Genomic DNA, 25649 nt, shown 5'->3' with positions numbered 1-25649 from the left:
GACCGCCTGAAAGGACTTCTGACCAGCAATGGCCGACGAAACCACCCAGCCCGCCCAGAACGCAGACAATCCCGCGGAGGAGCAGCCCGTGCTGCGGATCGAGCCCGTAGGGCTCGAGACGGAGATGCAGCGCTCCTACCTCGACTACGCGATGTCCGTCATCGTGTCCCGCGCCCTGCCCGACGTACGGGACGGCCTCAAGCCGGTCCACCGGCGCGTGCTGTACGCGATGTACGACGGCGGCTACCGGCCCGAGAAGGGCTTCTACAAGTGCGCCCGCGTCGTCGGTGACGTCATGGGTACGTACCACCCGCACGGCGACTCCTCGATCTACGACGCGCTGGTCCGCCTGGCCCAGCCGTGGTCGCTGCGCATGCCGCTCGTGGACAGCAACGGCAACTTCGGCTCCCCGGGCAACGACCCGGCGGCCGCGATGCGCTACACCGAGTGCAAGCTGATGCCGCTGGCCATGGAGATGCTCCGGGACATCGACGAGGAGACCGTCGACTTCACGGACAACTACGACGGCCGCAACCAGGAGCCGACGGTCCTGCCGGCGCGCTTCCCGAACCTGCTGGTCAACGGCTCCGCGGGCATCGCGGTCGGCATGGCGACCAACATCCCGCCGCACAACCTCCGCGAGGTCGCGGCCGGCGCCCAGTGGGCGCTGGAGCACCCGCAGGCCTCGCACGAGGAGCTCCAGGACGCGCTGATCGAGCGGATCAAGGGTCCGGACTTCCCGTCCGGCGCCCTGGTCGTGGGCCGCAAGGGCATCGAGGAGGCGTACCGCACCGGTCGCGGCTCCATCACGATGCGCGCGGTGGTGGAGGTCGAGGAGATCCAGAACCGCCAGTGCCTGGTGGTCACGGAGCTCCCGTACCAGACCAACCCCGACAACCTCGCGCAGAAGATCGCCGACCTGGTGAAGGACGGCCGCGTCGGCGGCATCGCCGACGTCCGTGACGAGACCTCGTCCCGGACCGGCCAGCGCCTCGTGATCGTCCTGAAGCGCGACGCGGTCGCCAAGGTCGTGCTGAACAACCTGTACAAGCACACCGACCTCCAGTCGAACTTCAGCGCCAACATGCTGGCCCTGGTGGACGGGGTGCCGCGCACCCTCTCGATCGACGCCTTCATCCGCCACTGGGTGCAGCACCAGATCGAGGTCATCGTCCGGCGCACGCGCTTCCGCCTGCGCAAGGCGGAGGAGCGCGCCCACATCCTGCGCGGTCTGCTCAAGGCCCTGGACGCCATCGACGAGGTCATCGCCCTCATCCGGCGCAGCAACACCGTGGAGATCGCGCGCGAGGGCCTGATGGGCCTCCTGGAGATCGACGAGATCCAGGCCAACGCGATCCTCGAAATGCAGCTGCGGCGCCTGGCGGCCCTGGAGCGGCAGAAGATCGTCGCCGAGCACGACGAACTCCAGTCGAAGATCAACGAGTACAACGCGATCCTGGCCTCCGAGGAGCGTCAGCGGCAGATCGTCAGCGAGGAACTCGCGGTCATCGTCGAGAAGTTCGGCGACGACCGGCGTTCCAAGCTGGTGCCCTTCGACGGCGACATGTCCATGGAGGACCTGATCGCCGAAGAGGACATCGTCGTCACGATCACGCACGGCGGCTACGTCAAGCGCACCAAGACCGAGGACTACCGCTCGCAGAAGCGCGGCGGCAAGGGCGTGCGCGGCACGAAGCTGAAGCAGGACGACCTGGTCGACCACTTCTTCGTCTCCACCACGCACCACTGGCTGCTGTTCTTCACGAACAAGGGCCGCGTCTACCGGTCGAAGGCGTACGAGCTGCCGGACGCCGGCCGCGACGCCCGCGGACAGCACGTGGCGAACCTGCTGGCCTTCCAGCCGGACGAGAAGATCGCCCAGATCCTCGCGATCCGCGACTACGAGGCGGCGCCCTACCTGATCCTGGCCACCAAGGGCGGCCTGGTGAAGAAGACGGCGCTCAAGGACTACGACTCGCCCCGATCGGGCGGTGTCATCGCGATCAACCTCCGGGAGACCGGCGCCGACGGCGCGGACAGCACCGCCGACGAACTGATCGGCGCGGAGCTGGTGTCCGCCGAGGACGACCTGCTGCTCATCAGCAAGAAGGCGCAGTCGATCCGCTTCACCGCGACCGACGACGCGCTGCGTCCGATGGGCCGCGCGACCTCGGGCGTGAAGGGCATGAGCTTCCGCGAGGGCGACGAGCTGCTGTCGATGAGCGTGGTCAGGCCGGGTACTTTCGTCTTCACCGCGACCGACGGCGGCTACGCCAAGCGGACGCCGGTCGACGAGTACCGCGTCCAGGGACGTGGTGGTCTGGGCATCAAGGCGGCGAAGATCGTCGAGGACCGCGGGTCGCTCGTCGGCGCGCTGGTGGTCGACGAAACGGACGAGATTCTCGCCATCACGCTCAGCGGTGGTGTGATTCGCACGCGAGTCAACGAAGTCAGGGAGACCGGCCGTGACACCATGGGCGTCCAGCTGATCAACCTGGGCAAGCGCGATGCCGTGGTCGGCATCGCTCGTAACGCCGAGGCGGGTCAGGAAGCTGACGAGGCCGACGAGATCGAGTCGGACATCGACTCGGACATCGAGATCGAGGCCGGGGCAGCCGACGGACAGGCCGCCGCGGCCGCCGAGGGCACGGAGCCCTCGGCTGGGGAGCACGAGGAGTAAGCGTGAGTGGAGCCACGGGCGCCGGACCGGCCAAGACAGGATCGAACGGTGCCCGTGGCCCCGCCGCGGACTCCCAGGGGGGAACCGTGACGGACACCCGAGAACCGAAGTCGAAGGCGCAGTCCAAGGCGCAGCCGAAGGCACCGGCGGACAAGGGCCAGGACCGGGACGGGCAGCCGTACCAGCCCCCGCAGGCCTACGCGGCGCCGGCGGGCCCGGGTGCGCAGCGCGGGGCCCGTCCGGGGGTCCGTACGGCACCGCGGACGCGCAAGGCGCGGCTGCGGGTCGCCAAGGCGGACCCGTGGTCGGTGATGAAGGTCAGCTTCCTGCTGTCGATCGCGCTGGGCGTGTGCACCGTCGTCGCGGCGGCGGTGCTGTGGATGGTCATGGACGCCATGGGCATCTTCTCGACGGTCGGCGGCACGATCAGCGAGGCGACCGGTTCGAACGAGAGCAACGGGTTCGACCTCCAGTCGTTTCTCTCGCTCCCGCGCGTTCTGATCTTCACCTCGGTCATCTCCGTGATCGACGTGGTGCTGATGACGGCACTGGCGACGCTGGGTTCGTTCATCTACAACCTGTCGGCGGGCTTCGTGGGCGGCGTGGAACTCACGCTGGCCGAGGACGAATGACCTGCTGATCGACCCACTGACTGACCTGCGGGGAAGCCCGCGGGGAGGCCCCCGGGAACGGATTTTGGCTCGACCCGCTCTGTGCGCTAATCTTCAGGAGTCAGCGCGCAGCGCGGATGGGGCTATAGCTCAGTTGGTTAGAGCGCATCCCTGATAAGGATGAGGCCACAGGTTCAAATCCTGTTAGCCCCACAGTGAAGAAGGACCCCCAGGCCAAGGCCTGGGGGTCCTTCTTCGTTGGGCCGGTCGAGGGGTTCCCAGGTAACCGATCGGTATCGGTCGGTGTGTATTGTTGGCCGCCAGAAGTCCCCAACGTCAACGAAAGACGAGGTCGCGCGGTGAAGAAGCTGCTCCTGGTCGCACTGGCCGCCATCGGCGGGCTCCTCGTGTACCGCCAGATCCAGGCGGATCGCGCCGAGCAGGACCTGTGGACGGAGGCAACTGACTCCGTGCCTTCTGGTTCCGGTGTGTGAGACCCACGGTTGATCTCATGAAGCCCCGGCTGCCGCTGCTGCCGGGGCTTCGTGCTGTCCTGTGAGCGATTGTTTCAACATGCAAAGATTTGACTTGCGTTAGCAAATTCGGGGTGGGTCTGATGGTGCGCGTGCGGAAGACGGTGCTGGCAGGGGCCACGGCCCTCGGGGTACTGGCCTGGTTGCCGGGAGCCGCGTCCGCGGCCGGACCCGGGTCCGAGCCGCTGCCCGAGTACCGGGTGGCGGACGACGCCGGCCCGATCGCGGGCAAGCCCTCCACGGCGGACGCCCCGCTGTTGGACGTCGGCTCCGTCTACGAGGACACCCTCGCCCCCGGCGAACGGCTCTACCGGCTCGGCCTCGACAGCACCTCCACCGTGTACGTCTCCGCGGTGCTGCGCCCGCCCGCCGGCGCCAAGGTGGGCTACGGGGACGACTTGGAGGTCGAGGTCATGACCGCCGGCGGCAGGGCCTGCCCCTCCAACCCGGGCAGGATCTCCTTCGCCTACGACGCGGTCCCCGTCGCGGCGGTCGGCACCCGGCGGCTGGAGGAGGACGCCGAGTGCCAGGCCGGGGGGACCTACTACGCCAAGCTCACCCGGTCGGCGGCGAAGGACTCGGACAAGGCCGCGTGGCCCGTGGAGATCCGGGTCCAGCGCGAACCCGCCCCCGCCGCCGGGACGGCGCCCGGCACGGCCGCCAGTGCCTGGCCCTCGGCGTCGCCGACGCTGCCCGGTACGGACCCGGTCGCGCGTACCGGCGGCACCGGCTTCAACGACGCCCGCGCGCTGGACTCCGGGGTGTGGCGCGACGACCTGAGGCCCGGGCAGACGCGCTTCTACCGGGTGCCGCTGGACTGGGGCCAACAGCTCGGGGTCGGCGCGGAGATCGCGGCGGCCAGGATGACGAAGCAGTACGGCTCGGCCTCCAACGGCCTCACCGTGTCGCTCTACACGCCCTACCGGGGCCTCGTGGACTCCAAGGACACCTCGTACGACGGCAAGCAGGCGGCCGTCACCCTGCCGAGGACCGCGCCGGTGGCGTACGAGAACCGTTTCGCGGACGGCACCGAGCAGCGACCGCTGCGGCTGGCCGGGTGGTACTACCTCGCCGTCACCATGGGCGCGAAGGTGGGGGAGTTCACCGAGGACGCCTCCCCGGTGCCGCTGACGCTGCGGCTGGAGGTGACGGGCACCCCGGGCCCGGGGCCCGGGTACGCGGAGAGCCTCACCGCGGCCGGGTTCGGGGTCGGCGGCGCCGAGCGGGCGGCCGCGAAGGAGGGGCTCACCGCGCCGGAGGCCGTCGCGGCGGAGGGCGACCGCTCCGTGATGCGGATCGTGGCCGGCGCGGGCTTCGGGACCGGGACGGTACTGCTGCTCGGGCTCGGGGCCTGGATCCTGCTGGCGCGGCGGGGCGGCGGCGGGGGCAGGACGGCTTAGGACGGGGTCGGGGCCGCCGGATTCCGGCCGGGTTCCGGGTCGGGGTCGGCCCGGCTCAGACCTGGGTCAGGGCCCAGATCCCGAGGGCGAAGCAGAGCAGCGCCGCCGTGAGGATCCCGGCGGTGACCTTCGTCGGCGGCGGGGGGACGCGGCCGGCGCGGGCGGTTGCGGGGAGCGGGTGCGGGGTGGTGACCGGGCCGGTCGCGGTGCCCCCCTGGACCGGGGGCGGCAGGTGGAAGCTGCCCGTCTCGGACGGCCCCTGGTCGGGCGGCGGTCCGAACCCGGCCGGGACGGTGGCCGGGGGCGTGCCGCGCGGGTCGTCGGCCCGGGTGGGACCGCCCGCCGCGACGCCCGACACGTGGCCCGTGACGGGGTACGGCGCGGCCGTGGGGGCCGTACCGGGCCCGGAGGGTGCGGAGGTCGCCGCGAACGGCTCCGGGGCGGCCTGGGGGCCCGTGGGGGCTCCGATGGGCGAGATGCCGGTGGGGCCGGTCGGGCTGCCGGTCGGGCTCGCGGGGGCCACCGGGCCCTGGGTGCCTCGGGGGCCCTGAGGGTCGAACCCGGCCGGGAGCGGGCCGAGTTGGTCGAACACCTCCACCGGATCCGATTCGGGGGATGGCGCCGGCAACAGCTCGACGGCCTCGGCGAGGGCCTTGCGGGCCCCCGTGGCCGTACGGAACCGCGCCTGGGGGTCGGGTTGCAGGAGGTTCGCGACGACGTCCCACAGCGGCGCGGGGACGCCCTCGGGGGCGTCCGGGGTGCCGTGGGCCAGGAAGTGTTCCACCAGGGCCTGGGAATCGGGCTTGGTGCCCTGAAGCAGGTAGAGGGCGACCAGGCCGACCGCGTAGAGGTCGGCGGGGAAGTCGGGCTCGGCGCCCATCAGTTGTTCCGGGGCGAAGTAACCGGGCGTGCCGACGACGTAGTTGGTCTCGGTCAGCCGGGGCTCGCCCTTGCGCATCGAGATGCCGAAGTCGGACAGCCGCAGGTGCGGCCGCCCGGTTCCGGTGGCCTCCATCAGGATGTTGGCCGGTTTGATGTCGCGGTGGACGACGCCCTCCGCGTGCACCGCCGCCAGCCCCGAGAGGAGCTGGTCGAGCAGCGCGCACACGAACCGGGGCGGCAACGGGCCGTAGTCCCCGATCACATGGGCGAGGGAGCCGCCGCCGACGAGGTCCATGGTGAACAGGACCTTGTCGTCGTCCGCCGCCCAGCTGGCGGGGGCCAGGACGTGCGGGTGGTCGATGCGCAGGGCCTGCTCGCGCACGAACCGCAGCAGGGTGTGGGCGTCGCTCTGCAGGAGGACCTTCGCGGCGACGTAGCGGCGCCGCCGGTGGTCCCACGCCCGCCACACGGCGCCCGCGCCACCGCGCCCGATCGGGTCGACCAGTTCGTACCGGCCGGCGAAGACCTCACCCATGGCTGTGCCCGTCCCCCGTCATCCCCGTGCGTCAGTTCTGGTGGGCCTCGTAGTGGGCCACCGCTTCCGCGGTGCGGCCCGCGCCGTACACCCTGAGGAACTCTGCCAGTTCCGGATGGCTGGGGGCGAGGGTGTCCGCCGCGTCGATGATGTCGCCGGCCGCGGAGACCGAGCGCAGCAGCGACTGGATCTCACGGACGACGCGCTTGACGGTGGGAGCCCCCGAACTCGTCGTGGTCTGACCGCTGTTGCTGAGGACGGAGCCCCCCTGGGTGTTCTTGATCTCGTCCATCCGGTCCGTGGCCTCCCCCGCGCTGACGCTTCCGTCCGCGACCTGGCCGGCGAGGTCCTGAAGGGCCTGGACCCGCTGGACGACGGCCGGGTTGCCGATCTTGGCGCGCTGGCCGCTCATCAGCTGGGACAGCATCGGCGCCGACAGGCCGAGGACGGCAGCGAGGCGGGCCTGGTTGAGACCGAGGTCATCTATGAGCCGTCGGAACAGCGCGCCCAGCGGCTCCCCGTACCAACTGCGCTGAAGCTCCCTGGCTCTGGCCGTGGCCTCTTGCTGTACTGCGTCCACTCTTACTACTCCCCTTCGCTGGTGCGAACCTCGCGAGCATCTTACGGAGCGTGGTCGCGGGGCGGGAGTCCCTATCATTTTGCGGGATGAGGGGGTACACCGGGTACTCTGTCCTGCGGAACGACCACTCCCTTCCGGGGGAGCGGTGCGTTGCGTCCCACGGGGCCTTAGCTCAGTTGGTAGAGCGCTGCCTTTGCAAGGCAGATGTCAGGAGTTCGAATCTCCTAGGCTCCACAGCTTGAAGGTCCCCTGACCTGCGAAAACGCGGGTCAGGGGACCTTTTTTCGTACGTGGCCGCGAGGTGGGTCCGGGGCGAACGGGCCCGGCCGGCGGCCCTGTTCGGGGGGCGTGGCGCGCGGGGGCCCGCGGTCCTCAGGGGCGCCGGCCCGTGCGCAGGAGGGTCGCCGCGAGGGCCGTGGCGACGAGCAGCAGGGCGGCGCCGACGGCGAAACCGAGGTGGTGGCCACCGGTCAGGGCTTCAGCGGAGCCGTGTCCGGCGGCCGTCAGGGCCTCGGTGCGGGAGGCGGCCAGGGTGGAGAGGACCGCGACGCCGAGGGCCATGCCGATCTGCTGGGTGGTGTTGAAGAGGCCCGACGCGAGCCCGGCGTCCTCCTCGCCGGCGCCGGACATCCCGAGGGCGGTGAGCGCGGGCAGGGCGAGCCCGAAGCCGGAGGCCAGCAGCATCACGGGCAGCAGGTCGGTGACGTAGTCGGCGTCGACGGGCAGCCGGGTCAGCAGGCCGAGCCCGACGACGAGCAGGCCGAGCCCCGCGAGCAGTACGGCCCGCTCGCCGAACCGGATGTTCAGCCGTGCCGAGACGCCGAGCGACACGGCGCCGATCGCGAGGGCGGCGGGCAGCATCGCGAGGCCGGTCTCGGCGGCGCCGTAGCCCTGGACCCGCTGGAGGTGGAGGGCGAGCAGCACCTGGAAGGAGAACAGGGCGGCGACCATGAGCATCTGCACGAGGTTCGCGCCGGTCACGGTGCGGGAGCGGAAGATCCGCAGCGGCACCAGCGGGTTCGCGGTCCTGGCCTGGCGGACGACGAAGCCGGCCAGCAGGGCGGCGGCGAGGGTCCCGAGCCCGATGGTGCGCGCGGAGGTCCATCCGTACGTCTCGACCCCGACGACGGCGTAGATCCCGGTCATCAGCCCCGAGGTGACCAGCGCGGCGCCCAGTACGTCGGCCCCGGCGCGGAGCCCGAGGCCCCGTACGGCGGGCAGCGCGGGCAGGGCCAAGGCGAGCGCGGCGGCCCCGACGGGCAGGTTGATGAAGAAGATCCAGTGCCAGTCGAGGGCGTCGGTGAGGACCCCGCCGAGGACCTGGCCCAGCGAGGCCCCGGCCGCTCCGGTGAAGGAGAAGACGGCTATGGCGCGAGAGCGTTCGCGGGGCTCCCCGAAGAGGGTGACCAGGATGCCGAGGCTCACGGCGGAGGCCATCGCGCTGCCGACGCCCTGGAGGAAGCGGGCCGCGATCAGCGTTCCGGGCGAGTCGGCGAAACCGGCGAGGAGGGACGCGGCGGTGAAGACGGTGGTGCCGGCGAGGAACATCCGCTTGCGGCCGATCAGGTCGCCGAGCCGGCCGGCCAGCAGCAGGAAGCTGCCGAAGGCGATCAGGTAGGCGTTCACGACCCAGCTGAGGCCGGCCGGTGTGAAGCCGAGGTCCTTCTGGATGGCGGGCATCGCCACGGTGACGATGCTGCCGTCGAGGACGGTCATCAGCATGCCGGTGGAGAGCACGGCGAGGGCGGTCCAGCGGGAGCGGAGGCGGCCGGCGGGAACGGGGGCGGCGGGCGCGGTGGGCGCGGCGGTGGTGGCGGCAGACAACGGTCTCTCCAGTCGTAGGAGGGGTGCGGGGCCGGGCTCGGCGAATGATGAGACCGTAGCAGATGGTTTTGTTGCAGACTATATTTTTCGGATCGAGTTGTACCCTGGATCCATGACTGCGATGGCGCCCGCCCGGACCGAGCCCGACCTCTCCTTCCTCCTGGACCACACCAGCCACGTCCTGCGCACCCGCATGGCCGCTGCCCTCGACGGGATCGGCCTCACCGCGCGGATGCACTGCGTACTGGTGCACGCCCTGGAGGAGGAGCGCACGCAGATCCAGCTCGCGGAGATCGGGGACATGGACAAGACGACGATGGTCGTCACCGTCGACGCCCTGGAGAAGGCGGGGCTGGCCGAGCGCAGGCCCTCCGCGACCGACCGTCGGGCCCGTGTCATCGCGGTCACCGAGCGGGGCGCGGCCGTCGCGGAGCAGAGCACCCGGATCGTCGACCAGGTGCACGCGGAGGCCCTCGGTTCCCTCTCCGCGACCGACCGGGAAGCCCTCCTGCGCGGGCTGAAGCTGCTCGTCGGGGGCGCCCTGGACACCCCGTCCGAGAGCCCCCGACCGGCCCGCCGGGCCCGTCAGTAAAGGGCCGCGGGTGTCCCCCGTACGGCCCAGTCACACGGCCACGGGGCCCGGCGTGTCCGAGAGTGGGTGGCAGGCACCGAGCCAGGGGGCCACACACGCCGGAGGCGCACGCACATGGGACTCTTCGATTTCATGAAGTCCGACAAGAAGAAGGAACAAGAGGCGGAGAAGACGCGGGAACAGGTGGAACAACGGTCCGCGGCGGCCTCCCCGCCCGCGGCGCCGAACGCGCCGGCCGACATCGGATCCAAGTACACCGACGCGGCGGCGGCCACCAAGGCGGCCGCCGACCGGATGGCCGCGGCCGCGCCGCCCAAGCCGGCCGCCACCCCCGCCGCGCCCAGCCCGACGTCCGCCGCGCACAAGGCCGTGCCCGTGTCGCCCAAGCCGGCGGCCATGCCCAAGCCCGCCGCGGTGCCGCCCAGGGCCGCCGCCCCCGCGGCGCCGAGCCCGACGTCCGCCGCGCACAAGGCCGTTCCGGTGTCGCCCAAGCCCGCGGCCAAGCCCGTCGCGAAGAAGCGCACCTACACGGTCCGGCCCGGGGACTCGCTGTCCGTCATCGCCCGCCGCGAGCTCGGCAACGAGGGCCGCTGGCGCGAGCTCTACGCGATGAACCGGGGCGTCGTCGGCCCCAACCCGGACCTCATCCACCCGGGCACGGTGCTCACGCTGCCGAGCTGACGCCCGGCCGCCACGGGAGACGGCGGTACGCACGGGAAGGGGCCCGGATCCACCAGGATCCGGGCCCCTTCCCGTGTACCGCCGTTCCTCGGAGCCGCTCCCGTCGGGGAGTCGCCGCCCGCGGAGCCGTCCGTCAGAGCTGCTTGTCGGGGGAGCCCTCCGGGCCCGCCCCCGCCTCGCGCTCCTTCTGCGCCAGTTCCTCGTCGAAAGCGGTCGGGCCCGCGTCGCGGTCCGACAGCTCGGTGGCCGCCGGGGGCTCCACCAGCCAGTCCGGGTTGGACTGCCGGTCCCACCACTTCCACGCCACGAAGGCGCCCAGGGCCACGACACCGACCAGGGCCACGCCGCGCGCGGCCCGGCCGCACTTCGCGCGCCGCTCGTGGCGGCGCACCAGCTTGTGGACCTCCTTCGCCGACACCTGCCCGCGCAGCGCCGCGAAGGCGGCGGTCGACCGGGAAGCGGCCTCCTCCGCCACGGGGCCGGCGGCCGCGATGGCGCTCTCGATCCGCGGCTGGGTGTAGTCGGCGGCCTGCCGGGCCGCGTGGCGCGTGGAGACCACCGCCTGCGTCGCCGCCCGGTCCACGCCGGGCGGAACGTGGGTCCGCGCCTGCTTCAGGCGTGGATGCACATGGCTGTCGTACGTCGTACGGGCCTGCCGCGCGGCCTCGTTGGCCGCGTTCGACACCATCGGCGCCAGTCGCTCATTCGCCTCGTGCGCGTAGTGCACAGCCGCGTCCTTGGCGGTTTCTGCGTACGGCGCCACCACTTCCGCTGCGTGCCGGACGGTATCCCTGGCGCTTTCGGCGGCCAGGCGCACGCTGTCCTTGCGGGTCACGGGATTCTCCTCCTCGGTGGCGGACACAGTTCACCTTTCCACCCTTTGTCGGATCATGCCTGCCCTGACACCACCGGGCATGCGTGACAGGGCATACGGGTGGAGGATTTCTGTGCGGCGCTGCCCTCCGTGGGAGGATCGGGACCGACAGTGATGACTATGGAAGGCAGGCTCGTGGCCGAGAAGCTCTACGCCACCCTGAAGACCAACCACGGCGACATCGAGATCGAGCTGCTGCCGAACTTCGCCCCGAAGACCGTCCGCAACTTCGTGGAGCTCGCGACGGGCGCCCGCGAGTGGACCCGGCCCACGGACGGTCAGAAGACCACGGCACCGCTCTACGACGGCACCGTCTTCCACCGCGTCATCAGCGGCTTCATGATCCAGGGCGGCGACCCGCTCGGCAACGGCACCGGCGGCCCCGGCTACCAGTTCGCCGACGAGTTCCACCCGGACCTGGCCTTCACCAAGCCCTACCTGCTCGCCATGGCCAACGCCGGGCCGGGCACCAACGGCTCGCAGTTCTTCATCACGGTCGCCCCGACCGCCTGGCTGACCCGCAAGCACACCATCTTCGGCGAGGTCACCGGCGCGGCCGGCCGCAAGGTCGTGGACGAGATCGCCTCCGGCGCGACCAACCCGCGCACCGAGCGGCCGCTCGACGACGTGATCATCCAGTCCGTCGTCATCGAGAAGCGCGGCACCACCCTCGACAAGGGCTGACCGCCTCCGCGACCCGGCCTCCCGGCCTCCCGGCCTCCCGGGAACCTTTCCGCCCCGCCCGTCCGTCCTGGTTGTGTACCGGACCGGCGGGGCGCCGCTGTCCCGCCGCCGACCGAGGGGACCGATGGACACCGACCGTCTGCCGGGCTGCTACCGACACCCGGACCGTGACACGGGCATCACCTGCACCCGCTGTGAACGCCCCATCTGCCCGGAGTGCATGATCAGCGCCTCGGTGGGCTTCCAGTGCCCCGAGTGCGTGCGCGACGGCTCGGGGACCGGGCACGCCGCCACGGCCAACGCCCCGCGCACCGTCGCCGGCGGCATCGTCGCCGCCGACACCGTACTCGTCACCAAGGTCCTGATCGGGATCAACGCGGCCGTGTTCCTCGCGGCGTTCCTGGTTCCGGGGCTGGCCATCCAGCTGGAGCTGCTGGGGCGCTACGTCGAGTACTACGGAGCGCCCGTCGAAGGGGTCGCCACGGGGCAGTACCACCGGCTGTTGACCTCGGTGTTCCTGCACGTCGAGTGGTGGCACATCATCGGCAACATGCTCGCCCTGTGGGTGATCGGCGGCCCGCTGGAGGCGGCCCTGGGCCGCGTCCGCTACCTGGCGCTCTACCTGCTGTCCGGGCTCGGCGGCAGCGCCCTCGTCTACCTGCTGACCGCGCCGAACACCCCGACCCTCGGCGCCTCCGGCGCCATCTGCGGGCTCCTCGGCGCCACCGTCGTCCTCGCCCGCCGGCTGCGCTACGAGATGCGGCCGGTGCTGATCACGCTCGGGCTGATGCTCGTGGTGACCTTCGTACCGTTCGGCGGCAGCTGGTCGGTGTCCTGGCAGGCCCACATCGGCGGACTGGTGACCGGTGCGCTGGTCGCGCTGGGCCTGCTCGGCCCGGCCACGGGCAGGAAGCGCACACTCATCCAGTGGGGTACGTGTGCGGCGGTGTTCCTGCTGGCAGCGGCGGTGGTCCTGGTCCGGACGGCCGAACTCACCTGATCACACCGGCGTCAACTCTCCACAGAGTTATCCACAGATCTTCTGTCTTTTCCTCAGGTGTGGATGACGCTGTGGATAACTCATGGGGAGAGCTTGCGTTCCGGCGCCGGATGAGCCTTGTACCGGCGCCGGACGCGTACTACTTCCACTGCGTGGAGACGCCGAACCCCGCTGCGATGAAGCCGAAACCGACCACGATGTTCCAGTTGCCCAGGGCCTCGACGGGCAGCTGGGTATCGGTCACGTAGAAGACGACGATCCACGCGAGACCGATGAGGAAGAACGCCAGCATGACCGGCGCGACCCAGCTGCGGTTCGTCAGCCTGATCGTCTGGGCCTGCTTCCCCGCCGGCGGCGGTGTGTAGTCGTCCTTCTTGCGGATACGTGACTTCGGCACGAGGGGCTCTCCTGTCGATGCGCTGGGGGACCTTGCCTGCCCCGGGCGTCCGTTAGCGTAGTGGACCTGTGGCGTTGAAGGAGAAGGGTACGTTGAGCAATTCCGACGACTCCTCCGCGGGTCCCCGTCTGCTGGCCAGACCGGTCCGGCTGCTGACGGCCGCCGTTTTCGCCCTGGCCGGCCTCATTTTCGTCACCAGCTTCAACACGTCCAAGGGTACGAACATCCGCACGGACGCGTCTCTGCTGAAGCTGTCCGACCTCATCCACGAGCGCAGCGCCGACAACGCCGAACTGGAGAAGAGCGCCGCGACCCTGCGCCGCCAGGTCGACGCCCTCGCCGACCGCGACGACGGCAGCACCAAGGCCGAGGACGCCAAGCTGGCCGCCCTGCGCACAGCCTCGGGCACCGAGGAGCTGTCCGGCAAGGGCCTGACGGTCACGCTCAACGACGCGCCCCCGAACGCCACGGCCCGCGTCCCCGGCGTGCCCGAACCGCAGCCGAACGACCTCGTGATCCACCAGCAGGACCTCCAGGCCGTGGTGAACGCCCTCTGGCTGGGTGGCGCCGAGGGCATCGAGGTCATGGGACAGCGGCTGATCTCCACCAGCGCGGTGCGCTGCGTCGGCAACACGCTCATCCTCCAGGGCCGCGTCTACTCGCCCCCCTACAAGGTGTCGGCGGTCGGCGACCCGGGCGCGTTGCGCAAGGCCCTCGCGGACTCCCCGGCGCTGCAGAACTACCAGCTGTACGTCAACGCCTACGGGCTGGGCTGGAAAGTGGACGAGGAGAAGAAGCTGACACTGCCGGGCTACTCCGGCACAGTGGACCTCCACTATGCGAAGCCGCTGGAATCCGCCTCGCCCTGACGTCGTACTGCGCCTGGTGGTACGGACGTTCAGCGAGGTGTGCCTGACGGTCGGCACGATCATCGTGCTCTTCGTCGCCTACGTGCTCATGTGGACCGGGGTGAAGGCCGACCGGGCCATGGACGGCGAACGGGACCGACTGCGCGCCGGCTGGGCCGCCGGGGCCCCGCCCGCGGCCTCCGCCGCCCCGGAGCGGACCGGCGAGCCCCCTGCTGCCCCTGCGGTGCCCGGGGCCCCCGGGGCCGCACAGGAGGACGACCGGCCCGCCCCCTACCCGCCGGGCCGGGCCTTCGCCGAGATGACCATCCCGCGGTTCGGCGCCGGCTGGACCAAGCCCGTCCTGGAGGGCACGGATCCCGAACTGCTGAAGAAGGGCCTCGGCCACTACGCCGGCTCGGCCCGGCCCGGCGGAACCGGGAACTTCGCGGTCGCCGGCCACCGGCGGACGTACGGCGACCCCTTCAAGGACATCCCGATGCTGCGGCCGGGAGACACCGTGGAGGTCCGGGACGCCACCCACCGGTACACGTACACGGTCCGTGCGCCGGCCCTGCGCGTCCTGCCCACCGAGACGGGCGTCGTCGACGCCGTGCCGGAGAAGTCCCCCTTCACCGCTCCGGGCAAGTACCTGACGCTGACCACCTGCGAGCCGGAATGGGGCCACAGCCACCGTCTCGTCATCTGGGCGGAACTCACGGGTACGCGGTCCGCGGAGCCCGCCCGGGCGGAGGGATCGCCCAGGTGACCCACCCCGCGGGGCCGCTGCCCTTTAGGCTGTTGCGGTACCGCCCCCGCGGTGCGTGGAGCGAAAGGGACGCGGACGGAATGTACGGCTGGATCTGGCGGCACCTGCCGGGCAACGCGTGGTTGCGCGCGCTGATCTCACTCGTACTGGTCCTGGCGGTGGTGTACGTGCTGTTCCAGTACGTCTTCCCGTGGGCCGAGCCGCTCCTTCCGTTCAACGATGTGACGGTGGACGAGGGATCGGGAGCCACTCCGTGAGCGCGCGCATTCTGGTTGTCGACAACTACGACAGCTTTGTCTTCAATCTGGTCCAGTACCTCTACCAGCTCGGCGCCGAGTGCGAGGTGCTGCGCAACGACGAGGTCGAACTCTCCCACGCCCAGGACGGCTTCGACGGCGTCCTCCTCTCCCCCGGACCGGGCACCCCCGAGGAGGCGGGCGTCTGCGTCGACATGGTCCGCCACTGCGCCGACACCGGCGTCCCGGTGTTCGGCGTCTGCCTCGGCATGCAGTCGATGGCGGTGGCCTACGGCGGAGTGGTGGGCCGGGCCCCCGAGCTGCTGCACGGCAAGACCTCGCCCGTGGTGCACGAGGGGCTGGGCGTCTTCGCCGGGCTGCCCTCGCCGTTCACCGCCACCCGCTACCACTCGCTCGCGGCCGAGCCCCTCACCCTGCCCGACGCGCTGGAGGTCACGGCGCGCACCGAGGACGGGATCATCATGGGCCTGCGGCACCGGGAGCACGACGTCGAGGGCGTGCAGTTCCACCCCGAGTCGGTACTCACCGAGTGGGGGCACCGGATGCTCGCCAACTGGCTGGTCCGTTGCGGGGACGCGGGAGCCGTGGAGCGCTCGGTGGGGCTGGCCCCGGTGGTGGGCAAGGCCGTCGCGTGACGACGGTCGCGCCGTCCGCGCCCACCGAGGGCCGGGCCGCGCGGCGCAGGGCCGCCCAGGAGGCCGCGAAGCGCTCGCACGCACGGGCTCGCCGGCGGGGCGGGCGGGGCCGCAGACGCGCCCGCCCGCGCTCCGGGGGCCCGGTCGTGGTGCTGAGCCGGGCGATCGGTGAGCTGTTCATCACCGTCGGCCTGGTGATGCTGCTGTTCGTCACCTACCAGCTCTGGTACACGAACCTGCTGGCGCAGCGGACCGCGGACGGGGCCGCCGGCTCCCTGCGGCAGACGTGGGAGCGCGCCCCGGACCCGGCGAAGGCCGGCCAGGGGGCGGCGCCCCCGGTGGGCGCCTTCGAGCCGGGGCAGGGGTTCGCGATCCTCCACATCCCGAAGCTCGACCTGAAGGTGCCGGTCGCGGAGGGCATCAGCAAGCCGAAGGTGCTGGACCGGGGCATGGTCGGGCACTACGGCGAGGGTGCGCTGAAGACGGCGATGCCGTCCGACCCGCAGGGGAACTTCGCGGTGGCCGGACACCGGAACACGCACGGCGAACCCTTCCGCTTCATCAACAGGCTGGCGCCCGGGGATCCGATCGTCGTGGAGACGCGGGACGCGTTCTACACGTACGAGATGACCTCGATCCTGCCGCAGACCCCGCCGACGAACGTCTCCGTGATCAAGCCCGTGCCCGACGGCTCCGGTTTCACCGGCCCGGGGCGGTACATCACCCTCACGACCTGCACTCCCGAGTTCACGAGCACCTACCGGATGATCGTATGGGGCAGGATGACCGAAGAACGCCCCCGCAGCCAGGGCGCACCGCCCGCGCTGAACAGCCCGTAAGGACGAATCCGCAGTGTCTCGTGCCCGCCGCCGCTCCGCACCGCCGCCCCGAAACCGCGGCGTGATCGCCGGGTTCCTGAGCCTGCTGGGGGAGCTCCTGATCACGACGGGCCTGGTCCTGGCCCTGTTCGTGGCGTACTCGCTGTGGTGGACGAACGTCCTCGCGGACCGCGAGGCCTCGGCGCGCGGCGACGAGATCCGCCAGCTGTGGCAGGAGAGCCCGGCGCCCCCGGCCGGCAAGCCCGGCGCGCCCGCCGAACCCGGCGCACTCGACACCGGGGACGGCATCGGATTCCTGCACGTACCGGCGATGAAGAACGGTGAGGTGCTGGTCAAGCCGGGTACCGCGCCGGACATCCTGGACGACGGGGTCGCCGGCTACTACACCGAGCCCGTGAAGTCCGCCCTGCCCTGGGACGAGAAGGGCAACTTCTCGCTGGCGGCCCACCGCGACGGGCACGGGGCGAAGTTCCACAACATCGACAAGGTGAGGAACGGCGACGCGATCGTCTTCGAGACCCGTGACACCTGGTACGTGTACAAGGTGTTCGCCGAGCTGCGGCAGACCTCGAAGTACAACGTGGACGTCATCAGCCCGGTCCCCAAGGAGTCGGGCAGGACGGCCCCGGGGCGCTTCATCACGCTGACCACGTGCACGCCCGTCTACACCTCGAAGTACCGCTACATCGTGTGGGGCGAGCTCGTGCGCACCGAGAAGGTGGACGACAAGCGGACGCTGCCGGCGGAGCTGCGCTGAGCCCCGCACCAGGACGGTGTTTCACGTGAAACAGGCCCGGCCCCTCTCCGCGGAGAGGGGCCGGGCCTTCGTTCGTGCGGGGTGACGCGGGCGGTCAGCGGCCGCCCAGGCCTCCGATGAAGCCACCGCCACCGTTGCCGTTGCCGCCGCCCTGCTGGCCGCCCTGGCCGCTGCCGGGCGAGGTGTGGACGTTGACGACGGTGCCCGCCGGCTGCGGGGTGCCCGCCGTGGGGTCGGACTGAAGGACGGTGGCGTTGTCGTCCGCCGGGCCGGACAGGACCGAGCCGAAGACCAGGCCGGCCCGCTTGAGGTCGTCCTTGGCCTGGGCCACGGTCCGGCCGAAGAGCAGCGGCACCGGGGTCGGCGCCGCGGCCGCCTTGGCGATGCTGACGTTGACCGGGGTGTCCTTGGCGAGCTGCTCGCCCGGCGGGTACTGCTGCTGGACGATCGTCTTGGGCGCCGCCCCGGGCTGCTCGACCTCGGTGGTGCTGCCGAGCTTGAGCTTGGCGGCCGTGAGCGCCTTGATCGCTTCTTCCTTGGTCTTCCCCGTCAGGTCGGGGACGGTGCCCTTGGAGATCTCCTTGGAGACGATCAGCTTGATGACCGAGCCCTTCTCGGCCTCGGTCCCGCTCTTGGGGTTCTGGTCCAGGACGATGCCCGGGCTGGAGTCGGACTCCCGGAGTTCCTTCTCGACCTGGAAGTTCTTGGCCTTCAGCGTGGACTCGGCGAGCTCGTACTTCATGCGCAGCACGTCGATCACCGGGACCTTGGGGGCGCCCGAGGAGACCTTCACCTTGACCTCGGTGCCCTTGTCGACCTTCAGGTCGGGCGCCGGCACCTGGGAGCAGATGTTGCCCTTCGGCTGGTTGTCGCAGGGCTCCTCGCCCGCCTTGACCACCGTGAGCCCCGCGTTCGGGGCCCGGCTCTGCGCCGCTTCGAAGGTCTCGCCGATGAACTTGGGCACGGTGGACCGGTTGTCGGCCGTCTTGTTGAAGAGGGCCTGGCCGATCAGGATCGCGCCGACCAGGACCAGGACCCCGGCGAGGACGAGCAGGATCGTGGAGGCCCGGCTCTTCTTCTGGCGGCGGCCGTGGCCGCCCTGGTCGTACCCGCCGCCGTGTCCCTGGTCCCCGTAACCGTTGTCGCCCGGGGGCATCGGCGGGAGCATCGAGGTCTGGCCGGAGTCGGGCGAGCGCAGTGCGGTGGTGGGCTGGTCGTAGCCCTGGTGTCCGTAGCCGCCCTGGTCGGGGTAGCCGTAACCGGCCGCGCCCATGGAGGCGGTGGCGGCGACGGGCTGGCCTTCGAGGCAGGCCTCGATGTCGGCCCGCATCTCGTCGGCGGACTGGTAGCGGTAGTCGGGGTCCTTGACCAGAGCCTTGAGGACGATGGCGTCCATCGTGGGCGTGATCTCGGGGTCGAAGTTCGACGGGGGCTGGGGCTCCTCGCGGACGTGCTGGTAGGCCACGGCCACCGGGGAGTCCCCGACGAACGGCGGCCGCACGCACAGCAGCTCGTACAGCAGGCAGCCCGCGGAGTAGAGGTCGGAGCGCGCGTCGACCTGCTCGCCCTTGGCCTGCTCCGGGGAGAGGTACTGGGCGGTGCCGATCACGGCGGCCGTCTGCGTCATCGTCATGCCGGAGTCGCCCATGGCGCGGGCGATGCCGAAGTCCATGACCTTGACCTGTCCGGTCCGGGTCAGCATCACGTTGGCGGGCTTGATGTCGCGGTGCACGATGCCGGCGCGGTGCGAGTACTCCAGGGCCTGGAGGATGCCGATGCACATCTCCAGGGTGCGCTCCGGCAGCAGCTTGCGGCCGGAGTGCAGCAGCTCGCGCAGGGTCGAGCCGTCGACGTACTCCATCACGATGTACGGGATGGAGATGTTGTCGACGTAGTCCTCGCCGGTGTCGTAGACGGCGACGATCGCCGGGTGGTTGAGCGACGCGGCCGACTGGGCCTCGCGGCGGAACCGGGCCTGGAAGGACGGGTCGCGGGCGAGGTCGGCGCGCAGGGTCTTGACGGCGACGGTACGGCCGAGCCGGGTGTCGTGACCGAGGTAGACCTCGGCCATGCCACCACGGCCGAGCACGTGGCTCAGCTCGTACCGGCCGCCGAGGCGACGCGGCTCTTCCATAACGTTTGCAGCCCTCTCCGTCAGTCCCGACCGCACCCGTGTGTGGTCCGGCGGTGTGCTGTTCGCGGCAAGGCTACCGGCCGATCGTCGGTGATCCGTTCGTGACCACAGGCTGATATCGGACCGGTACCGAGCGCTCGGACCATGCCACCGGTTGTCATCGCTTGTTCTTCAGTACGGCTTCCATGACGGCCTTGGCGACGGGTGCCGCCTGACCGCCGCCGCTGATGTCCTCGCGGTCGGCGCCGCTGTCCTCGATGACCACGGCGACCGCGACCGGCGAGGTGCCGTCGGGGTTCTCCGCGTAGGAGATGAACCAGGCGTAGGGACGCTTGGCGTTCTTCTCGCCGTGCTGGGCGGTACCGGTCTTGCCGCCGACGACGACGTCCTTGATCTTGGCGTTGGAGCCGGTGCCCTTGTCGACGACGTTGACCATCATCTGCTGGAGCTTCTGCGCGTTGGCGGCGGAGAGGGGCCGGCTCATCTCCTGCGGCGAGTGCTTCTCGATCACGTCGAGGTTGGGCGCGGTCAGCTGGTCGACCATGTACGGCTTCATCAGCTTGCCGTCGTTGGCGATGGCGGCGGAGACCATGGCCATCTGCAGGGGCGTGGCGGCGGTGTTGAACTGGCCGATGGAGCTCTGGGCGTTGCCGTCCCGGCCCATGGTCTTGTCGTAGACGCTGGCGAAGGCGCGGACCGGGGTGTCGATGGTGTCGTTGAAGCCGAACTTCTCGGCGGTCTGCACCATCTTGTCGCGGGTGACCTTGTCGCCCAGGTTCGCGAAGACCGAGTTGCAGGACACCTCCAACGCGAAGTTGAGGCTGGCCTTCTCGCACCCCTTGGCGTGGTTGACCATCGGCGTGCGGGTGCCGGGCAGGATGTACGGCTCGGGGGTGTCCGTCGGCGCGTTGACGTCGGTGACGACGTTGTTCTCCAGCGCGGCGGCGGCGGTGACCACCTTGAAGGTGGAACCCGGCGGGTAGGTCTCGCGCAGGGCGCGGTTGACCAGGTTCTTGTCCGGGCTGGCGTTCAGATCGTTCCAGGCCTTGCCGTCCGCCTCGGAGAACCCGGCGAAGCTGGACGGGTCGTAGGACGGGGTGCTCGCCAGGGCCAGGATGGCGCCGGTGCGCGGGTCGATGGCGGCGACGGCGCCCTTGCGGTTGCCGAGCCCGTTGAAGGCGGCCTTCTGCGCGGCGGTGTTCAGTGTGGTGACGACGTTGCCGCCCTGCTTCTTCTCACCGGTGAACATGCCGATGGTGCGGTCGAAGAACAGCCGGTCGTCGTTGCCGGTGAGGATGCCGTCCTCGATGTTCTCCAGCTGGGTGGAGCCGAACACCTGCGAGGCGTAGCCGGTGACGGGCGCCCACAGGGGGCCGTCGGTGTAGGTCCGCTTGAACTTGAAGTCACTGCCGTCGGTCTCGGCGGAGCCGGTGATGGGCTCCCCGCCCTGGACGACGATGTTGCCGCGCTCGGTCGCGTACTGGGCGATCAGGACCCGACGGTTCTCCTTGCGGGTACTGAGGTCCTCGGCCTGGACGTACTGCAGCCAGTTGGTCCGGATCAGCAGCGCGAGGACGAGCAGCCCGCAGAACAGCGAGATGCGGCGCAGGGGCTTGTTCATGACGGGCGGACCACCTGGGTCATCTCGGAGTCGGGGGACGGGGCGGGGGCCGGGGCGGGGCGGCGTGCGGTGTCGCTGATCCGGATGAGGATGGCGATGAGTACCCAGTTCGCGAGGACGGAGGAACCGCCGGAAGCGAGGAAGGGCATGGTCATGCCGGTGAGGGGGATGAGGCCCATGACTCCGCCGGCGACGACGAAGATCTGCAGGGCGAAGGCGCCGGACAGCCCGATGGCGAAGAGCTTGCCGAAGGGGTCGCGGGCGGCGAGGGCGGTGCGGACGCCGCGCTCGATGATCAGGCCGTAGAGCAGGAGGAAGGCCATGACGCCGGTGAGGCCGAGTTCCTCGCCGACGGTGGAGAAGATGAAGTCGGAGTTCGCGGCGAAGCCGATGAGGTCGGAGTTGCCCTGTCCCCAGCCGGTGCCGAGGACGCCGCCGGAACCGAAGCTCATGATCGACTGTCCGACCTGCTCACAGGCCCCGGACTTGGCGTAGCACTCGAAGGGGTCGAGCCACGCGTTCACGCGGGCCTGGACGTGGCTGGCGAAGGAGGCGACGACCACGGCGCCGCCGACCGACATGAGCAGGCCGATGACGATCCAGCTGGTCCGCTCGGTGGCCACGTACAGCATGATCACGAACATGCCGAAGAACAGCAGCGAGGTGCCGAGGTCGTTCTCGAAGACGAGGACGAGCAGGCTCATCGCCCAGATCATCAGGATCGGGCCGAGGTCGCGCCCGCGCGGCAGGTAGAGGCCCATGAAGCGACGGCTGGCCAGGGCCAGGGCGTCGCGTTTGACCATGAGGTAGCCCGCGAAGAACACCGCGATGACGATCTTCGCGAACTCGCCGGGCTGGATGGAGAAGCCGCCGACGCTGATCCAGATCTTGGCGCCGAAGACGTCCGCGCCCAGACCGGGGATGACCGGCAGGATCAGCAGGACCAGGGCGCTCGCCATGGAGATGTACGTGAACCGCTGGAGCACCCGGTGGTCCTTGAGGACCAGCAGCACCACGGCGAACAGGGCGATGGCCAACGCCGTGTACATCATCTGCCGCGGCGCGGACTCCGAGAAGGCACCGAAGTTGCGCTTGGCGAGCTTCTGCAGCCGTTCGGACTGGTCGAGCCGCCAGATGAGGACGAGGCCCAGACCGTTGAGCAGGGTGGCGATCGGCAGCAGCAGCGGATCGGCGTACTTCGCGTAGCGGCGCACGATGAAGTGGGCGATGCCGGCGAGCACACCGAGGCCGAGCCCGTACAGCAGCATGCCCGGAGGGAGCTTGCCGTGGACCGCCAGGCCGACGTTGGCGTACGCGAAGATCGGGATGACCACGGCGAAGACGAGCAGCAGGAGCTCGGTGTTCCGCCGGCTCGGCGCCTCGATGGCGCCGATGGTGGTCGTGTTGGTGACAACGCTCATGGTGTGGCAGGCCCCCTGTGCCCGCGTATCTCTACTGCTTTTCGCACAGACCGGCCATCGTCTGCTCCGCGGGAGTCAGAACGGGGCCGGGCGTCTGGTTGTTCTGCGCCTCGGCGGCGCGGCGGGCCTCGTCCTTCTTGCAGGCGGCGACCTGGGTGCCGAGCTCGTCGACCTTCTTGCGGGCGCCGTCGAGACTGCCTTCGGTGATGGTGGCCTCGACCTGCTTGCGCTTGAAGGACGGCAGGTACTTCAGTTCGATGTCGGGGTGATCCGTCTCCACCTTCGAGAGGTGGATCCAGGCCAGGTTCTGGCTGATGCCGCGGTACAGCGCGACGTGCTCACCCTTGACGCCGATGTAGTACTGGGTCTGTGTCCAGCGGTGCGCCGCGTACAGCCCGCCACCGACGACACCGGCCACGATCAGCAGGATCAGGGTCCGGGTGGTCCACTTGCGCCCTTTGCTGCGGCGCCTGCGGGGGCGGTCGTAGGTGTCCTCGTACTGTGCGTCGGCTTCGTAGGCGTCGGGTTCGCCGAAGCTTCCGTAGCCGCCGCCGCCCGGGTTCTGGTCGGGGTATCCGTAGCCCGGGGCCTCACCGCTGCCGGGAGGGCCGAAGGAACCGGCGGGCGGACCGGCCTGACGGCCGAGGCCCGAGGCGCGGCCGGCCGGCGTCTGCATGGCGTTGCCGCCGTCGAAGAGCTGGTGCTGGTTCTCGGCGACCGCGCCGACGACGATCGGGGTGTCGTTCAGCTGGGCGGCGAGGGTGTCGCCGCTGTCGGTGTCGAGGACGTCGGCGACGATGCAGGTGATGTTGTCCGGACCGCCGCCGCGCAGGGCGAGCTGGATCAGGGACTGCACCGTCTCGTTGGGGCCGTGGTAGTCGGCGAGGGTCTCCTCCATGGTCTGGTGGGAGACGACGCCGGACAGTCCGTCGGAGCAGATGAGGTAGCGGTCACCGGCCCGGACCTCGCGGATCGAGAGGTCGGGCTCCACGATGTCGCCGCTGCCGAGCGCCCGCATGAGGAGCGAACGCTGCGGGTGGGTGGTGGCTTCCTCCTCGGTGATGCGCCCCTCGTCGACGAGGCGCTGCACCCAGGTGTGGTCCTGGGTGATCTGGGTGAGGACGCCGTCGCGGAGCAGGTAGGCGCGCGAGTCGCCGACGTGGACGAGCCCGAGGCGCTGACCGGTCCACAGGAGGGCGGTGAGCGTGGTGCCCATGCCCTCCAGCTGCGGGTCCTCCTCGACCATCACGCGCAGCTGGTCGTTGGCCCGCTGCACGGCCACGCTGAGCGCGGTGAGGATGTCGGAGCCCGGGACGTCGTCGTCGAGCTGGACGAGGGTCGAGATCACCTCGGAGCTGGCGACCTCGCCGGCGGCCTGGCCGCCCATGCCGTCGGCGATCGCGAGGAGCCGGGGACCGGCGTAGCCGGAGTCCTCGTTGCCCTCTCGGATCATGCCCTTGTGCGATCCGGCGGCGAAACGCAGGGACAGACTCATACGCACCTGCCCTGTCGACGCTGCCTCCGGGTACAACCGGTCTCGAGCCACACTGCCCACCCTCCGGTCGGGAGCGCGCTCGGGTCCGTGTCCCCGGTGGGACGGACCGCCGCGGCTCGCTCGCTCCGCTCGCTCATTCTCGTACTACTTCCGCAGCTCGATGACGGTCTTGCCGATGCGGATCGGGGCGCCCGGCGGAATGGGCGTCGGGGTGGTCAATCGGGTCCGGTCGAGATACGTGCCGTTGGTGGACCCGAGATCCTCGACGATCCACTGGCCGTCACGGTCGGGGTAGATCCTGGCATGCCTGCTGGAGGCGTAGTCGTCGTCCAGCACGATCGTGGAGTCGTGGGCCCGGCCCAGCGTGATCGTCTGGCCGGCGAGGGCCACCGTGGTGCCCGTGAGGGTGCCTTCGGAGACGACGAGTTTGGTCGGCGCACCCCGGCGCTGGCGCTGCTGGGGTGGCGCGGACTGCCGCCCGGTCTGCTGCGGCGCACTGGTGGCGCCGCCGCGGCGCGAGCCGCGTTGCGTCACTCTCGTGCCGAACAGGTCGCTGCGGATGACCTGAACGGCCACGATGACGAACAGCCACAGAACGGCCAGGAAACCCAACCGCATGACCGTCAGGGTCAGCTCTGACATTGCCCCCGCTTCACCCTTCGGCTTGCCGGTAAATGATGGTGGTGCTGCCCACGACGATCCGCGAGCCGTCGCGGAGCGTAGCGCGGGTGGTGTGTTGTCCGTCCACCACGATGCCGTTGGTGGACCCGAGATCCTGGATCGTCGGGGGTGTTCCGGTCCGGATCTCACAGTGCCGGCGCGATACGCCGGGGTCGTCGATCCGCACATCGGCCTCGGTGCTTCGGCCGAGTACGAGCGTGGAGCGCGAGATCTGGTGGCGTGTGCCATTGATCTCGATCCAGCGGCGCGTGGTGCCGGGGGCGCCGGTGGGAGCCGGTCCTCCCGGTCCCGGCCGGTTGCCGGGTCCGCCCGGAGGCGGTCCGGCGGGCATGGGCGGGGCGGCGACCGGAGGGTAGCCGTAGCCGCCCTGCCGGTCCTGCTGTCCGGCCTGAGGCCCGTCCTGGGAGGTACTGGAAGCCAGCGTACGACTGCGAACCCGGTACAGACCGGTGTCGAGGTCGTCGGCCTTCTCCAGGTGGACCTTGATGGGGCCCATGAAGCTGTACCGCTGCTGCTTGGCGTAGTCGCGGACGAGGCCCGCGAGCTCGTCGCCGAGCTGCCCGGAGTAGGGGCTCAGGCGCTCGTAGTCGCCGGCGCTGAGCTCCACGATGAAGTCGTTCGGGACGACGGTCCGCTCGCGGTTCCAGATGGTCGCGTTGTTGTCGCACTCCCGCTGGAGGGCTCCGGCGATCTCGACCGGCTGGACCTCGGACTTGAACACCTTGGCGAAGGTGCCGTTCACCAGACCTTCGAGTCGCTGCTCGAACCGCTTCAGAACTCCCATGGGGCACCTCCTCCGTCGTTGTCGCCCTGTACTGCTTACTGATCGTATCCACGCGTGGCGGATTCGGCTGGTTCCCCTTCGGTCCCGTGCGCAGGAGTGTTGGTCCTCACAAGCGATCGTAGGGGTGCTCAGGTGACA

The 25649-nt window shown here is 70.5% G+C and carries 24 protein-coding genes, 2 tRNA genes and 1 pseudogene; 16 read left to right on the top strand and 11 right to left on the bottom strand.

The genetic code is table 11. From position 1 onward, the window contains the following. Positions 1 to 28: 28 nt before the first annotated feature. From gyrA to ACFVS6_RS01410, 5 genes are all read left to right on the top strand, one after another. Positions 29 to 2680: a DNA gyrase subunit A gene (gene gyrA, locus ACFVS6_RS01430; protein ID WP_389699900.1), complete on the top strand. Its 2652-nt coding sequence runs from the start codon at positions 29 to 31 to the stop codon at positions 2678 to 2680. Between the two features lie 2 nt (positions 2681 to 2682). Further along, entirely contained in the window at positions 2683 to 3312 is a 630-nt protein-coding gene (locus tag ACFVS6_RS01425) for a DUF3566 domain-containing protein (protein ID WP_389699899.1), read from the top strand. Between the two features lie 118 nt (positions 3313 to 3430). Then, positions 3431 to 3504 (top strand) — tRNA-Ile (locus ACFVS6_RS01420). A gap of 146 nt (positions 3505 to 3650) precedes the next feature. Continuing rightward, complete coding sequence (locus ACFVS6_RS01415; protein WP_208809277.1) at positions 3651 to 3785, top strand: DLW-39 family protein; 135 nt, start codon at positions 3651 to 3653, stop codon at positions 3783 to 3785. Between the two features lie 122 nt (positions 3786 to 3907). Beyond that, entirely contained in the window at positions 3908 to 5224 is a 1317-nt protein-coding gene (locus ACFVS6_RS01410; protein ID WP_389699898.1) for a hypothetical protein, read from the top strand. 55 nt (positions 5225 to 5279) lie between these two features. On the opposite strand, the gene ACFVS6_RS01405 is transcribed toward ACFVS6_RS01410, so the two are convergent. Together ACFVS6_RS01405 and ACFVS6_RS01400 are read right to left on the bottom strand one after the other, a co-directional pair. Then, positions 5280 to 6641 carry a serine/threonine protein kinase gene (locus ACFVS6_RS01405; protein WP_389699897.1) on the bottom strand — a complete coding sequence of 454 codons (1362 nt, stop codon included), beginning with the start codon at positions 6639 to 6641 and terminating at the stop codon, positions 5280 to 5282. A gap of 31 nt (positions 6642 to 6672) precedes the next feature. Next, positions 6673 to 7221 (bottom strand): DNA-binding protein, encoded by a 549-nt coding sequence (locus ACFVS6_RS01400; RefSeq protein WP_281209458.1) that lies wholly within the window; start codon positions 7219 to 7221, stop codon positions 6673 to 6675. Positions 7222 to 7382: 161 nt separating this feature from the next. On the opposite strand from ACFVS6_RS01400, the gene ACFVS6_RS01395 reads away from it, so the two are divergent. Continuing rightward, positions 7383 to 7455, top strand: a tRNA-Ala gene (locus ACFVS6_RS01395). A gap of 138 nt (positions 7456 to 7593) precedes the next feature. Here ACFVS6_RS01395 and ACFVS6_RS01390 read toward each other — a convergent pair. Beyond that, a complete protein-coding gene (locus tag ACFVS6_RS01390) occupies positions 7594 to 9045 on the bottom strand; it encodes an MFS transporter (RefSeq protein ID WP_389699896.1) in 1452 nt (483 codons plus the stop codon). A gap of 112 nt (positions 9046 to 9157) precedes the next feature. Here ACFVS6_RS01390 and ACFVS6_RS01385 point away from each other — a divergent pair, with 112 nt between their 5' ends. Then, entirely contained in the window at positions 9158 to 9637 is a 480-nt protein-coding gene (locus tag ACFVS6_RS01385; protein WP_389699895.1) for a MarR family winged helix-turn-helix transcriptional regulator, read from the top strand. Between the two features lie 114 nt (positions 9638 to 9751). Continuing rightward, positions 9752 to 10318, top strand: a complete 567-nt coding sequence (locus tag ACFVS6_RS01380; RefSeq protein WP_389699894.1) for a LysM peptidoglycan-binding domain-containing protein — start codon at positions 9752 to 9754, stop codon at positions 10316 to 10318. 133 nt (positions 10319 to 10451) lie between these two features. Here the strand turns inward: ACFVS6_RS01380 and ACFVS6_RS01375 are convergent, their stop codons facing one another. Next, on the bottom strand, positions 10452 to 11153 hold the full coding sequence (locus ACFVS6_RS01375) for a DUF5324 family protein (protein ID WP_389699893.1): 702 nt from the start codon (positions 11151 to 11153) through the stop codon (positions 10452 to 10454). A 174-nt stretch (positions 11154 to 11327) separates the two neighbouring features. On the opposite strand from ACFVS6_RS01375, the gene ACFVS6_RS01370 reads away from it, so the two are divergent. Both ACFVS6_RS01370 and ACFVS6_RS01365 read left to right on the top strand, forming a co-directional pair. Then, on the top strand, positions 11328 to 11876 hold the full coding sequence (locus ACFVS6_RS01370) for a peptidylprolyl isomerase (protein WP_389700034.1): 549 nt from the start codon (positions 11328 to 11330) through the stop codon (positions 11874 to 11876). Positions 11877 to 12000: 124 nt separating this feature from the next. Beyond that, positions 12001 to 12876, top strand: a complete 876-nt coding sequence (locus ACFVS6_RS01365; RefSeq protein ID WP_389699892.1) for a rhomboid family intramembrane serine protease — start codon at positions 12001 to 12003, stop codon at positions 12874 to 12876. 139 nt (positions 12877 to 13015) lie between these two features. Here the strand turns inward: ACFVS6_RS01365 and crgA are convergent, their stop codons facing one another. Beyond that, complete coding sequence (crgA, locus tag ACFVS6_RS01360; protein WP_281209452.1) at positions 13016 to 13273, bottom strand: cell division protein CrgA; 258 nt, start codon at positions 13271 to 13273, stop codon at positions 13016 to 13018. Positions 13274 to 13365: 92 nt separating this feature from the next. Here crgA and ACFVS6_RS01355 point away from each other — a divergent pair, with 92 nt between their 5' ends. The 6 genes and pseudogenes from ACFVS6_RS01355 to ACFVS6_RS01330 all read left to right on the top strand — a co-directional run bounded on the left by ACFVS6_RS01355 (position 13366) and on the right by ACFVS6_RS01330 (position 17375). Further along, positions 13366 to 14142, top strand: a complete 777-nt coding sequence (locus ACFVS6_RS01355) for a DUF881 domain-containing protein (RefSeq protein ID WP_389699891.1) — start codon at positions 13366 to 13368, stop codon at positions 14140 to 14142. After that, positions 14111 to 14887, top strand: a complete 777-nt coding sequence (locus tag ACFVS6_RS01350; protein WP_389699890.1) for a class E sortase — start codon at positions 14111 to 14113, stop codon at positions 14885 to 14887. The genes ACFVS6_RS01355 and ACFVS6_RS01350 overlap by 32 nt, the downstream gene beginning before the upstream one ends. 80 nt (positions 14888 to 14967) lie before the next feature. Further along, positions 14968 to 15144, top strand: coding sequence for a hypothetical protein (locus tag ACFVS6_RS01345; RefSeq protein WP_362875158.1), 177 nt, complete (start codon positions 14968 to 14970; stop codon positions 15142 to 15144). After that, the gene (locus tag ACFVS6_RS01340; protein WP_389699889.1) at positions 15141 to 15779 is read left to right on the top strand and encodes an aminodeoxychorismate/anthranilate synthase component II; all 639 of its coding nucleotides are present in this window, start codon (positions 15141 to 15143) and stop codon (positions 15777 to 15779) included. The genes ACFVS6_RS01345 and ACFVS6_RS01340 overlap by 4 nt, the downstream gene beginning before the upstream one ends. 170 nt (positions 15780 to 15949) lie before the next feature. Then, positions 15950 to 16618, top strand: a pseudogene (locus ACFVS6_RS01335) (class E sortase); the annotation flags it as partial. A gap of 13 nt (positions 16619 to 16631) precedes the next feature. Further along, complete coding sequence (locus tag ACFVS6_RS01330; RefSeq protein ID WP_389699888.1) at positions 16632 to 17375, top strand: class E sortase; 744 nt, start codon at positions 16632 to 16634, stop codon at positions 17373 to 17375. A gap of 94 nt (positions 17376 to 17469) precedes the next feature. On the opposite strand, the gene pknB is transcribed toward ACFVS6_RS01330, so the two are convergent. The 6 genes from pknB to ACFVS6_RS01300 form a co-directional block, all read right to left on the bottom strand. After that, entirely contained in the window at positions 17470 to 19509 is a 2040-nt protein-coding gene (gene pknB, locus ACFVS6_RS01325; protein ID WP_389699887.1) for a Stk1 family PASTA domain-containing Ser/Thr kinase, read from the bottom strand. 157 nt (positions 19510 to 19666) lie between these two features. Then, positions 19667 to 21130 carry a peptidoglycan D,D-transpeptidase FtsI family protein gene (locus ACFVS6_RS01320; protein ID WP_389699886.1) on the bottom strand — a complete coding sequence of 488 codons (1464 nt, stop codon included), beginning with the start codon at positions 21128 to 21130 and terminating at the stop codon, positions 19667 to 19669. Next, positions 21127 to 22551, bottom strand: coding sequence for an FtsW/RodA/SpoVE family cell cycle protein (locus ACFVS6_RS01315; RefSeq protein ID WP_389699885.1), 1425 nt, complete (start codon positions 22549 to 22551; stop codon positions 21127 to 21129). The genes ACFVS6_RS01320 and ACFVS6_RS01315 overlap by 4 nt, the downstream gene beginning before the upstream one ends. Before the next feature lie 31 nt (positions 22552 to 22582). After that, positions 22583 to 24046: a PP2C family protein-serine/threonine phosphatase gene (locus tag ACFVS6_RS01310; RefSeq protein ID WP_389699884.1), complete on the bottom strand. Its 1464-nt coding sequence runs from the start codon at positions 24044 to 24046 to the stop codon at positions 22583 to 22585. Between the two features lie 144 nt (positions 24047 to 24190). After that, on the bottom strand, positions 24191 to 24688 hold the full coding sequence (locus tag ACFVS6_RS01305; RefSeq protein ID WP_266575716.1) for an FHA domain-containing protein: 498 nt from the start codon (positions 24686 to 24688) through the stop codon (positions 24191 to 24193). 10 nt (positions 24689 to 24698) lie between these two features. After that, positions 24699 to 25511 carry an FhaA domain-containing protein gene (locus ACFVS6_RS01300; RefSeq protein WP_389699883.1) on the bottom strand — a complete coding sequence of 271 codons (813 nt, stop codon included), beginning with the start codon at positions 25509 to 25511 and terminating at the stop codon, positions 24699 to 24701. Positions 25512 to 25649: the final 138 nt, after the last annotated feature.

Source organism: Streptomyces sp. NPDC057939 (assembly GCF_042887545.1).
In the GTDB taxonomy this organism is placed as follows: Bacteria; Actinomycetota; Actinomycetes; order Streptomycetales; family Streptomycetaceae; genus Streptomyces.
Note: the sequence above shows the minus strand (reverse complement) of the source record. Positions and strands in the feature narration are given on the sequence as shown.

Bases quoted from the DNA above. Each gene is read 5' to 3' on its own strand.
- gyrA (WP_389699900.1), top strand. From the start codon at position 29: ATGGCCGACGAAACCACCCAGCCCGCCCAGAACGCAGACAATCCCGCG.
- ACFVS6_RS01410 (WP_389699898.1), top strand. From the start codon at position 3,908: ATGGTGCGCGTGCGGAAGACGGTGCTGGCAGGGGCCACGGCCCTCGGG.
- ACFVS6_RS01405 (WP_389699897.1), bottom strand. From the start codon at position 6,641: ATGGGTGAGGTCTTCGCCGGCCGGTACGAACTGGTCGACCCGATCGGG.
- ACFVS6_RS01385 (WP_389699895.1), top strand. From the start codon at position 9,158: ATGACTGCGATGGCGCCCGCCCGGACCGAGCCCGACCTCTCCTTCCTC.
- ACFVS6_RS01380 (WP_389699894.1), top strand. From the start codon at position 9,752: ATGGGACTCTTCGATTTCATGAAGTCCGACAAGAAGAAGGAACAAGAG.
- ACFVS6_RS01365 (WP_389699892.1), top strand. From the start codon at position 12,001: ATGGACACCGACCGTCTGCCGGGCTGCTACCGACACCCGGACCGTGAC.
- ACFVS6_RS01350 (WP_389699890.1), top strand. From the start codon at position 14,111: ATGCGAAGCCGCTGGAATCCGCCTCGCCCTGACGTCGTACTGCGCCTG.
- ACFVS6_RS01345 (WP_362875158.1), top strand. From the start codon at position 14,968: ATGTACGGCTGGATCTGGCGGCACCTGCCGGGCAACGCGTGGTTGCGC.
- pknB (WP_389699887.1), bottom strand. From the start codon at position 19,509: ATGGAAGAGCCGCGTCGCCTCGGCGGCCGGTACGAGCTGAGCCACGTG.
- ACFVS6_RS01320 (WP_389699886.1), bottom strand. From the start codon at position 21,130: ATGAACAAGCCCCTGCGCCGCATCTCGCTGTTCTGCGGGCTGCTCGTC.
- ACFVS6_RS01315 (WP_389699885.1), bottom strand. From the start codon at position 22,551: ATGAGCGTTGTCACCAACACGACCACCATCGGCGCCATCGAGGCGCCG.
- ACFVS6_RS01310 (WP_389699884.1), bottom strand. From the start codon at position 24,046: ATGAGTCTGTCCCTGCGTTTCGCCGCCGGATCGCACAAGGGCATGATC.
- ACFVS6_RS01305 (WP_266575716.1), bottom strand. From the start codon at position 24,688: ATGTCAGAGCTGACCCTGACGGTCATGCGGTTGGGTTTCCTGGCCGTT.
- ACFVS6_RS01300 (WP_389699883.1), bottom strand. From the start codon at position 25,511: ATGGGAGTTCTGAAGCGGTTCGAGCAGCGACTCGAAGGTCTGGTGAAC.